The following is a 10,651-nucleotide window of genomic DNA, read 5'->3' on the forward strand; positions in this document are numbered from 1 at the left end:
GCCGCTCGCCTCGCCGGGCTGGTCGAGCGGGGGGAGCGACTTCGCTGCTCCTGGACCGGCACACCCCTGCCGGCGCCGAGCTGCACCACGACCTGCACGCCGAGGCGATGCCCGACGCGGACGACTTCGACGACTTCGTGCTGCACCTCGACGGGTACCTGTGCGAGGTCAAGGACGTGCAGATCCGCGACGGGCTGCACATCCTCGCCGACGCGCCCACCGGTGAGCCCCTGGTCAACCTGGTCCTCGCGGTGCTGCGCGCCCCGCAGATCTGGGGCGGGGCCCGCGCCCTGCCTGGCCTGCGACAGGCCCTCGCCGTCGCGTACTCCCTCGACGAGCAGGAACTGCTCGCGTCGCCGGGACAGCGACTGACACTGCCCGCGGCGCTGACCGACGTGGTGGACGGGCCGGCCGGCACCGCCGCCGACGCGATCGATCTGATCGAGGCCCTCGCCCGGCGGCTGGTCGTCGGCATGGAGACCCTGGACTGGGCAGTGGACACCATCGACGCCGTGGTGACGGAGGTGACCGGTCGGTCGATCCCGGACGTCGCCGCGGTGCTGCACTTCGCCGCCACCGAGCTGGTGCCCCGACTGGACCGGACCAGCGACGAGCTGACCAACACCCTCGGGGCGCTGGACGGCAGGTTCGTGCCGCCCGGCCCGTCCGGCTCACCCACCCGGGGCCTGGTCAACGTGCTGCCCACCGGCCGCAACTTCTACTCCGTCGACCCGAAGGCCATCCCCAGCCGCAACGCCTGGGACGTCGGGGTGGCCCTCGCCGACTCACTGCTGGCCCGGCACCTCGCCGACACCGGCGCGTACCCCCGCTCGGTGGGGTTGACCGTCTGGGGCACCAGCGCGATGCGCACCCAGGGCGACGACATCGCCGAGGTGCTCGCGCTGCTGGGCTGCCGGCCGGTCTGGGACGACAGGTCCCGGCGGGTGACCGGCATCGAGGTGGTGCCGACCGCCGAGCTGGGCCGCCCGCGCGTCGACGTCACAGTGCGCATCTCCGGCTTCTTCCGCGACGCGTTTCCGCACGTGGTGGCGCTGCTCGACGACGCCGTCCGGCGGGTCGCCGCCCTGGACGAGCCGGACGAGGAGAACTACCTGCGGGCGCACGTCGCCGCCGACCTCGCCGAGCACGGCGACGAGCGACGGGCCACCGCCCGGATCTTCGGCTCGAAGCCCGGCGCGTACGGCGCTGGTCTGCTGCCCCTGATCGACGCCCGGACCTGGCGCAGCGACGCCGACCTGGCCGAGGTGTACGCGGTGTGGGGCGGCTACGCGTACGGCCGGGGCCTGGACGGGCGGGAGGCGCGCGCCGACATGGAGCGCTCGTTCGCCCGGATCGCGGTGGCGGTGAAGAACCAGGACACCCGTGAGCACGACATCGTCGACTCCGACGACTACTTCCAGTACCACGGTGGGATGGTGGCGATGGTCCGCCACCTCACCGGCACGTCACCACAGGCGTACGTGGGTGACTCGGCGATGCCGCACGACGTGCGCACCCGCACGCTGGGCGAGGAGACCCGGCGGGTGTTCCGGGCCCGGGTGGTCAACCCGAAGTGGATCGCCGCGATGCGCCGGCACGGCTACAAGGGCGCGTTCGAGCTGGCGGCCACAGTGGACTACCTGTTCGGATACGACGCCACCGCCGGCGTTGTCGACGACTGGATGTACGAGCACCTGGCCGCCGCGTACCTCTTCGACGAGACCACCCGGGAGTTCCTGGAGCAGTCCAACCCGTGGGCGTTGCGCGGCATCACCGAACGCCTGTTGGAGGCTGCCGACCGGGGGCTGTGGGCCAAGCCGGAGCCGGCCACCCTGGACCGGTTGCGCGACACGTACCTGGCCAGTGAGGGCGACCTGGAGGACCGGGTGTGAGCGCGAGGAGTGAGCCGGTTCTGCGAGCCCCGCAGTCGCGAACGAAAGAAGGCGCAGTGGCGATTTATCCGTTCAGCGCGGTGCTCGGCATGGCCGACATGCGACTGGCGTTGCTGCTCAACGCGGTCTCCCCGGCGATCGGTGGGGTGCTGGTCCGGGGTGAGAAGGGGACCGCCAAGTCCACCGCCGTGCGGGCTCTCGCCGCGCTGCTGCCCCCGGTGCGGCGGGTCGCCGGCTGCCGTTTCGGCTGTGACCCGGCCGAGCCCGACCCGGCCTGCCCGGACGGCCCGCACCCGGCCGACGTCGCCGCCGAGACCCGCCCGGCCCGTCTCGTCGAGCTGCCGGTGGGCGCCGCCGAGGACCGGGTGGTTGGTGCGCTGGATCTCGAAAAGGCGATCGGCGAGGGGGTACGCGCCTTCGAGCCGGGCCTGCTCGCCGCCGCGCACCGGGGTGTGCTCTACGTCGACGAGGTCAACCTGCTGCACGACCACCTCGTCGACCTGCTGCTCGACGCGGCGGCGATGGGCCGCAGTCACGTCGAGCGGGAGGGCGTCTCGGTCAGCCACGCGGCCCGGTTCCTGCTGGTCGGGACGATGAACCCGGAGGAGGGGGAGCTGCGCCCGCAGCTGCTCGACCGGTTCGGGCTCACTGTGGAGGTGGGCGCCAGCCGGGACCCGGAGATCCGGGTCGAGGTGGTCCGCCGCCGGCTGGCCGCCGACGCGGACCCGGTCGGCTTCGCCGCCCGTTGGGCCGACGCCGACGCGGAGATCGCCGGCCAGGTGGCCGCCGCCCGCCGCCGACTTCCCGGGGTACGACTGCCGGACGCCGCGTTGCGGCAGATCGCCGAGGTGTGCGCGGCGTTCGACGTGGACGGGATGCGGGCCGACATCGTCACCGCCCGTACCGCCCTCGCCCACGCCGCCTGGCACGGCCGGGACCGGGTCACCATCGACGACGTCCGGGTGGCGGCCCGGTTGGCCCTGCCGCACCGCCGCCGCCGCGACCCGTTCGACACCCCGGGGCTGGACGAGAAGCGCCTCGACGAGGCGTTGCAGCGCGCCCAGGACGCCCACCCCGACGACCCGGACGACGCCGGCCCCGACGACCGCGGCCCCGACGGCAGTGACCCGGACGGCGGCCCGCAGGGCGGTGGCCCGGCCGGTGGCGGTGGCCCGAACGGGGGCGGACCACAGGGCGGTGGACCGCAGGGAGGCGACCGCAGCGGCGACGGCGTCGACCAGGGTGAACCGGGTTCGGCGGAGCACCCGACGGCGCGTGACGGCGCTGGCACCGACGGGCCGGACGGCACCGGCGGCTGGCCGCAGCGCCAGCCGGGCGACCGGGGCGACGACGACGGCTGGCCGCAGCACCAGCAGGCCGATCGGGGTGACGACGGCCCGGACTCGCGCCCGCGCGGTGGCGGACATTCGACGACCGGTGCCGACGACCCGCCCCGCGGCGGGGAGTCCCAGCCGGTGGCCGTACCCCGGGGTGGGTTGAAGGCGCGGGTGCTCACCGCGCCCGGCCTGGGTGACGGGGTGCCGGGCCGACGGTCTCGGGCCCGCACCGGGCGGGGTCGCACCACCGGCGCCCGGGTACCGGCGGGTCGGGTCGGTGCGCTGCACCTGCCGGCCACGATCCGCGCCGCCGCGCCGCACCAGGCGGCCCGGGGCCGGTTCACCGGTCCGCTGCGACTGCGCCGGGACGACCTGCGCGAGGCGGTTCGTGAGGGGCGCGAGGGCAACCTGGTGCTGTTCGTGGTGGACGCGAGCGGCTCGATGGGCGCGCGGCAGCGGATGGCCACTGTGAAGGACGCGGTGCTCGCCCTGCTCACGGACGCGTACCAGCGGCGGGACAAGGTCGCGGTGATCGCGTTCCGGGGCACCGGCGCCCGGACCCTGCTGCCGGCGACCTCGTCGGTGCTGGCCGCCTCGACCCGGCTGGCCGAGCTGCCGACCGGCGGGCGTACGCCGCTGGCCGAGGGGCTGCTCGCCGCCGCGGACCTGTTGCGGGTGGAGCGCCTGCGCGACCCGAAGCGCCGTCCACTGGTCCTCATCGTCACCGACGGGAGGGCCACGGCCGGCACCCGGCCGCTGGACCGGGCGGCAGCGGCGGCAGCGGTCCTGGCCGCCACCGGCGCCCCGTGCGTGGTCGTCGACTGCGAGACGGGCCCGGTCCGCCTGCACCTGGCCGCCCGCCTGGCCACCCAGCTGAAGGCCCCCCGAACTCCCCTGGAAGCCCTCACCCACCCCCACCCCCGCGATCTTGCGCTTCCTGTCGCGGCATAGAGGGCGAAGTACGCATATGACCAACAGAAACTGCAAGATCGCGGAAGAGGCGGGCACGGGAGTGGCCGCGGGACGGGGGACGGTCTGATGCCACAGGGACAGCCGAGTTCGGTGCCGCAGGACGGGTTGACGACCCGGCAGCGGCGGCACCGGCCACTGCTGATCGTCCACACAGGGCAGATGAAGGGGAAGTCGACGGCGGCCTTCGGGCTGGCGTTGCGGGCCTGGACGGCCGGTCTTCCGGTCGGGGTGTTCCAGTTCGTCAAGAGCGCCAGGTGGCGGGTGGGGGAGGAGAACGCCTTCCGGGCGCTCGGCGAGGTGCACGAGCGCACCGGCCAGGGCGCGCCGGTGGCCTGGCACAAGATGGGCGAGGGCTGGTCCTGGATCCAGCGCGGCGGCGACGCCGACCACGCCGCCGACGCCCTGGAGGGCTGGCGGCAGATCCAGCGTGACCTGGCCGCCGAGCGCTACGGGCTGTACGTGTTGGACGAGTTCACCTACCCGATGAAGTGGGGCTGGGTGGACGTCGACGAGGTGGTCGCCACCCTGGCCGACCGGCCCGGCTTCCAACACGTCGTGATCACCGGCCGGGACGCCGACCCGCGCCTGGTCGCCGCCGCCGACCTGGTCGCCGAGCTGACCAAGGTCAAGCACCCGATGGACGCCGGCCAGAAGGGCCAGAAGGGCATCGAGTGGTGAGCGCGCACTGGGCGCTGCCCCGGGTGGTGGTCGCCGCCCCGGCCAGCGGCCACGGCAAGACCACTGTGGCCACCGGACTGCTCGCCGCGCTGCGCCGGCGGGGCCTGACGGTCAGCCCGCACAAGGTCGGCCCCGACTACATCGACCCCGGCTACCACGCTCTCGCCGCCGGGCGGGCAGGGCGCAACCTCGACCCGTTCCTGGTCGGAGCCGACCGGATCGCCGCCCTGCTGCGACACGGCGCGAGCGTCCCCACGCCCGCCGACATCGCCGTGGTCGAGGGCGTCATGGGCCTGCACGACGGCGCGGTGGGCCGCCGCGACTTCGCCTCCACCGCGCACGTCGCCCGGCTGATCGAGGCACCCGTGCTGCTGGTGCTGGACACCACCGCGCAGGGCCGGTCGGCCGCCGCGCTCACCCTCGGCATGGCCGCGTTCGACCCGGCGGTACGGATCGGCGGGGTGATCCTCAACCGGGTCGGCTCACCCCGGCACGAGACGCTGCTGCGCGACGCCCTCGCCGAGGTGGGCGTACCGGTGCTCGGGGCGGTGACCCGCGCCGCCGAGGTGGCCGCGCCGGCCCGGCACCTCGGGTTGGTGCCGGTCGCCGAGCGGGCACCCGAATCCGTCGCGATCGTCACGGCGCTCGCCGAGCTGGTCGAGGCCACTGTTGACCTCGACGCCGTGCTCGACCTGGCCCGGACCGCCCCGCCGCTTACCACCCCGGCGTGGGACCCGGTCGTCGCCGTCGGCGGGCCGGCCGGCCTCGACCGGCCACGGGTCGCGCTCGCCGGTGGCCCGGCCTTCACCTTCTCGTACGCGGAGACCGCCGAACTGCTCACCGCTGCCGGCGCGGACGTCGTCACCGTCGACCCGCTGCGTGACCCGGCCCTGCCCACCGGCACCCGGGCGGTGGTGATCGGCGGGGGCTTCCCCGAGGCGTACGCGCAGGCGCTCGCCGACAACACCGCGCTCCGCGCCGAGCTGGCCGACTTCGACGGGCCGATCGTTGCCGAGTGCGCCGGGCTGCTCTACCTCGGGCGGTCCCTGGACGGCGTACCGATGTGCGGTCGACTGGACCTGACCGCCCGGATGACCGACCGGCTCACCCTCGGCTACCGGGAGGCCCTCGCCGTCACCGACTCCCCGGTGGCGCGCGCCGGCGAGTCGGTACGCGGCCACGAGTTCCACCGCACCACCACCGACCCGGGGTACGGCGACGCGCCGGCATGGCGGTGGAGCGACACCCCGCACGGCTTCGTCGCCGGCCGGGTGCACGCCTCCTACCTGCACACCCACTGGGCCGGTCACCCGGACGCGGCCCGCCGACTGGTCGAGGCGGCCCGATGAGCGCCACGCTCACCGGGGTCGGCGTCGGCCCGGGCGACCCGGAACTGCTCACCGTCAAGGCGGTGCGGCTGCTGCGCGAGGCCGACCTGGTCTTCGTACCCGTGATGGCGGACCGGGTCACGCCCACCGCGACCGCAAACGCGACGCCGCCGGGTGCGGACGCCGGGCGGGCCGAGGCGACAGTGCGGGAGCACGTCGCGACCGACCGGCTGCGCCGGCTGCCGTTCGCGCTCGACGACCGGGGTGGGATCACCCCGCGCAGGGCGGCGGCCTGGGACGACGCCGCCCGGGTGGTGGTCGAGGCGATCGACGCGGGCGCGCGGTCGCTGGCGTTCGCCACCATCGGCGACCCCAACGTCTACTCCACCTTCGGTTACCTGGCCCAGAGTGTCCGCGCGCTGCGCCCGGCGGTACGGGTGGCGACAGTGCCCGGCGTCACCGCCATGCAGGAGCTGGCGGCGCGCAGCGGCACCCCGCTGTGTGAGGGACGCGAACCGCTCACCCTGCTCCCGGCCACCGCGGGCCTGGCGCTCTTCGCCGACGCCCTCGCCGGGCCGGGCACCGTGGTGGTCTACAAGGGCTGGCGGCGGCACCCGGAACTGCTCGCCGAGCTGCGCCGGCAGGGTCGCCTCGCCGACGCCGTGCTCGGACGCGGCCTGGGGCTCCCCGGCGAACGCGTCGGGCCGGTCGACGACACCGAACACGACCTGCCGTACCTGTCGACGCTGCTGGTTCCGGCCCGCCGCGAGCACCGAGGAGGAAAGCTGTGACCAGCGACGGCACCGTGTGGTTCGTCGGAGCCGGCCCGGGGGCGGCGGACCTGCTGACCCTGCGGGCCGCCCGGGTGATCGCCGAGGCGGACATCGTGATCTGGGCGGCCAGCCTGGTGCACGCCGACGTGCTCGACCACGCCCGCCCCGACGCGGAGATCGTCGACTCGTCGCAGCTCCCCATCGAGGGTGTGCTGCCGCTCTACCAGCGCGCCGCCGAGCAGGGGCTGACAGTGGCCCGGATCCACTCCGGAGACCCGGCGCTGTGGGGCGCGGTGCAGGAGCAACTGGACCTGTGCCGGGCGCTCGGCCTGGCCGTCGAGATCGTGCCCGGGGTGTCGTCGTTCACCGCCGTCGCGGCGATCATCGGGCGGGAGCTGACAGTGCCCGAGGTGGCCCAGTCGGTCATCCTCACCCGCCTCGAAGGCGGCAAGACCCCGATGCCGCCCGGCGAGCGGGTCCGGGACTTCGCCCGGCACGGCACCACGATGGCGCTGTTCCTCTCCGCCGCCCGCTCCGGGCAGGTGCAGGCCGAGCTGCTGGCCGGCGGCTACCCCGACGACACGCCTGCCGTGGTGGCGTACCAGGCGACCTGGCCCGACGAACTGGTGGTGCGCTGCACCGTCGGCACCCTGGAGGCGACGGTCAAGCAGCACAAGCTGTGGAAGCACACCCTCTTCCTGGTCGGCCCGGCCCTCGCCGCCGAGGGCACCCGCTCGCACCTCTACCACCCCGGGCACTTCCACACCTTCCGCCGGGCCGAGCCGGCCGCCCGCGCCGAGCTGCGCCGCGCCCGCGCCGGAGAAACAGAAACCCCATGACGTACGCCGAGCCGCCGCTGCGCGAGCCGGACCTGCCGCGTACCGCGAAGGTCCGGCCCACCGCGCTGCGCACCGGCTGGACCACCGGCGCGTGCGCTACGGCGGCGGCGAAGGCCGCGGTCACCGCGCTGGTCACCGGCAGCAGCCAGCAGGAGGTGGAGATCGGGCTGCCGGCCGGACGCCGGGTGCGTTTCCCGGTCGAGCGCTGCGAGGTGACCGGCACCCCACCGGTCCGGGCCGAGGCGGTGGTGGTCAAGGACGCCGGGGACGACCCAGACGTCACCCACGGCGCCGAGCTGACCGCCACAGTGAACTGGACCGACGTGCCCGGCCTGCGGCTGGCCGGCGGTGCCGGTGTCGGCACTGTCACCAAACCCGGCCTCGGGCTCGCGGTCGGCGGCCCGGCGATCAACGACACCCCCCGCCAGATGATCGGCGACGCCGTGGCCGAGGTGGTCGACCTCAGCGAAGTCGGAGTCCGGGTGGTGATCAGCGTGCCCCGCGGCGAGATCATGGCCCGCAAGACCACCAACCGTCGCCTCGGCATCCTCGGTGGCATCTCGATCCTCGGCACCACCGGGATCGTCCGCCCCTTCTCCACCGCGTCGTGGCGGGCCAGCGTCGTGCAGGCCGTGCACGTGATGGCCGCCCAGGGCGAGCCGACAGTGGTGCTCTGCACCGGCGGGCGTACCGAGCGGGCCGCCCGTACGCTCCTGCCCGACCTGCCCGAGGTCTGTTTCGTCGAGGTCGGCGACTTCACCGGGGCCGCGGTGACCGCCGCAGTGGGTGACGCCATGACCGGCGTGGTCTTCGTCGGCATGGCCGGCAAGCTCGCCAAACTGGCGGCCGGCATCCTGATGACCCACTACACCCGCTCGAAGGTGGACCTCTCCCTGCTCGGCGCGGTGACCGCCGAGGCCGGCGGCGACCCGTCGCTCGTCGCCGCCGTGACCGAGGCGAACACCGGGCGACACGCGTACGAGCTGTGGGAGGCCGCCGGGCTGCTCGCCCCAGCCGGCGACCTGCTCTGCCAGCGGGTCCAGGCGGTGTTGCGGCGATTCGCCGGGCCCACGGTCACCGTGGACGTGGCGATGGTCGACTTCGCCGGGGCGCACGTCGTGGCCTCGTCCGGCCGGTGGCCCCGATGACGCGGACGGCCTCGGCGACCCCACCGGCCCCGGTGACCGCCGTGTCAGTGGTCGGCCTGGACGCGGCGGGCGCACCCCCGCACCCCGCGCTCGCACCGGTGCTGGCCACCGCCGGGCTGGTGGTCGGGGCCGCCCGGCACCTGGCCGCGGTGCCCGTACCGGCCGGCGCGGACACCATCGCCCTCGGGCCGCTCGCCCCCGCCCTGCGCCGCCTCGCCGAGGCCGTCGACGCCGGGGTGCCGGCCGTGGTGCTGGCCAGCGGCGATCCCGGCCTGTTCGGCATCGTCCGGCGGCTGCGCGCGGCCGGGCTGCCGCTGCGGGTGGTGCCGGCAGTGTCCAGTGTGGCCGCCGCGTTCGCCCGCGCCGGGCTGCCCTGGGACGGCGCCGCCGTGGTCACCGCGCACGGCCGCGATCCGCGCCCGGCGTTGAACGCCTGCCGGGCGCTGCCACTGGTCGCGGTGCTCACCGCGCCCGGCGCCGGCGCGGCCGAGCTGGGCGCCGGCCTGATCGGCTGGTCCCGCCGCCTGTTGGTCGCCGAGCACCTGGGCACCGCCGCCGAACGGATCCGCGCGGTGACCCCCGAGCAGGCCGTCGCCGGTACCTGGGCCGACCCGCACGTCCTGCTCAGCCTCGCCGACCCGGTACCGGCCAGGTCCGCGCCCGCCGACGCCGTGCCCGCCGGGTCCACGTCACCCCCCGCCGGGCCCGCCTGGTCCGCGGACGCCCCGCCTGACCGAGGTACGGCCGGTATGCGCGCCGACAACCAGCCCGCCGCCGCGCCGGCCGGTGGTTGGGCGCTGCCGGAGGACCGGTACGCCCACCGCGACTCCATGATCACAAAGTCGGAGGTGCGCGCCCTCGTCGTCGCCCGGCTGCGCCCCCGACTGGGCCGGCTGATCTGGGACATCGGGGCGGGCAGCGGCTCGGTCGGCATCGAGTGCGCGTTGCTCGGCGCGGCAGTGCTCGCCGTCGAACAGGACGCCGACGCCGGTGCCACCATCCGGGCCAACGCCGCGGCACACGCCGTGCACGTCCGACTGATCAGCGGACGTGCCCCGGCGGCGCTGGCCGGCCTCCCCGAGCCCGACGCGGTCTTCGTCGGCGGCGGCGGTGTCGACGTCCTCACCGCCGTGGCGGCCCGCCAGCCCGAGCGGGTGGTGCTCACCCTGGCCGCACTGGACCGGGTCGCACCGTCCGTGGGTCTGCTGCGCGCCGCCGGCTACACGGTCGAGGGCAGCCAGCTCTCCGCCGCCCGCCTCGCCGACCTGCCCGGCGGGTCGATCCGCCTCGCGGCCACCAACCCGGTGGTCGTCCTCACCGGGGAGCGCCAGTGACCGAACAGAACCCGCCCGCCCGGATCGGCCTGGTGGCGGCCACCGCAGCCGGCCGCCGGCACGCCGACACCCTGACCGCCGCCTGGCCGCACGCCCGGCTGGTCGAGGGGGAGACCGTCGCCGACGCGCTGCGGACCGCCTGGGCCGGGTGCGACGCGGTCATCGCGTTCCTGGCCACCGGGGCGGTGGTACGGATCGTCGCGCCGCTGCTCGACGACAAGCGCACCGACCCGGCGGTGGTGGTCGTCGACGAGGCCGCCCGGCACGCGGTGGCGCTGCTCGGTGGGCGAACCGGTGAACCGTGGACGGGGCTGGCCGGTGACGGCGAGCCGTTCATCGAAGGGCTCGCC

Annotated in this window: 8 protein-coding genes and 1 pseudogene; all 9 read left to right on the forward strand. The window is 75.4% G+C overall.

Annotated elements, in window-relative coordinates:
* Positions 1 to 1,892: cobaltochelatase subunit CobN (locus ABZ749_RS19375; protein WP_357229621.1), on the forward strand; the 1,892-nt coding region annotated here is incomplete at its 5' end.
* Positions 1,893 to 1,981: 89 nt separating this feature from the next.
* Positions 1,982 to 4,180, forward strand: a complete 2,199-nt coding sequence (locus ABZ749_RS19380) for a magnesium chelatase subunit D family protein (protein WP_357229635.1) — start codon at positions 1,982 to 1,984, stop codon at positions 4,178 to 4,180.
* An 87-nt stretch (positions 4,181 to 4,267) separates the two neighbouring features.
* Positions 4,268 to 4,879 (forward strand): cob(I)yrinic acid a,c-diamide adenosyltransferase, encoded by a 612-nt coding sequence (gene cobO, locus ABZ749_RS19385; protein WP_357229623.1) that lies wholly within the window; start codon positions 4,268 to 4,270, stop codon positions 4,877 to 4,879.
* Entirely contained in the window at positions 4,873 to 6,228 is a 1,356-nt protein-coding gene (locus tag ABZ749_RS19390; RefSeq protein ID WP_357229625.1) for a cobyrinate a,c-diamide synthase, read from the forward strand. Before cobO ends, ABZ749_RS19390 begins: the two co-directional genes overlap by 7 nt.
* Positions 6,225 to 6,998: a precorrin-2 C(20)-methyltransferase gene (gene cobI, locus ABZ749_RS19395; protein ID WP_357229627.1), complete on the forward strand. Its 774-nt coding sequence runs from the start codon at positions 6,225 to 6,227 to the stop codon at positions 6,996 to 6,998. Before ABZ749_RS19390 ends, cobI begins: the two co-directional genes overlap by 4 nt.
* Positions 6,995 to 7,819: a precorrin-4 C(11)-methyltransferase gene (gene cobM, locus ABZ749_RS19400; RefSeq protein ID WP_357229629.1), complete on the forward strand. Its 825-nt coding sequence runs from the start codon at positions 6,995 to 6,997 to the stop codon at positions 7,817 to 7,819. The genes cobI and cobM overlap by 4 nt, the downstream gene beginning before the upstream one ends.
* On the forward strand, positions 7,816 to 8,967 hold the full coding sequence (locus ABZ749_RS19405; RefSeq protein ID WP_357229631.1) for a cobalt-precorrin-5B (C(1))-methyltransferase: 1,152 nt from the start codon (positions 7,816 to 7,818) through the stop codon (positions 8,965 to 8,967). Before cobM ends, ABZ749_RS19405 begins: the two co-directional genes overlap by 4 nt.
* Entirely contained in the window at positions 8,964 to 10,301 is a 1,338-nt protein-coding gene (gene cbiE, locus ABZ749_RS19410) for a precorrin-6y C5,15-methyltransferase (decarboxylating) subunit CbiE (RefSeq protein WP_357229633.1), read from the forward strand. Before ABZ749_RS19405 ends, cbiE begins: the two co-directional genes overlap by 4 nt.
* Positions 10,298 to 10,651: pseudogene (locus tag ABZ749_RS19415) on the forward strand (hypothetical protein); the annotation flags it as partial. The gene cbiE and the pseudogene ABZ749_RS19415, both read left to right, overlap by 4 nt.

The organism is Micromonospora sp. NPDC047753, assembly GCF_040642735.1.
Lineage (GTDB): Bacteria > Actinomycetota > Actinomycetes > Mycobacteriales > Micromonosporaceae > Micromonospora.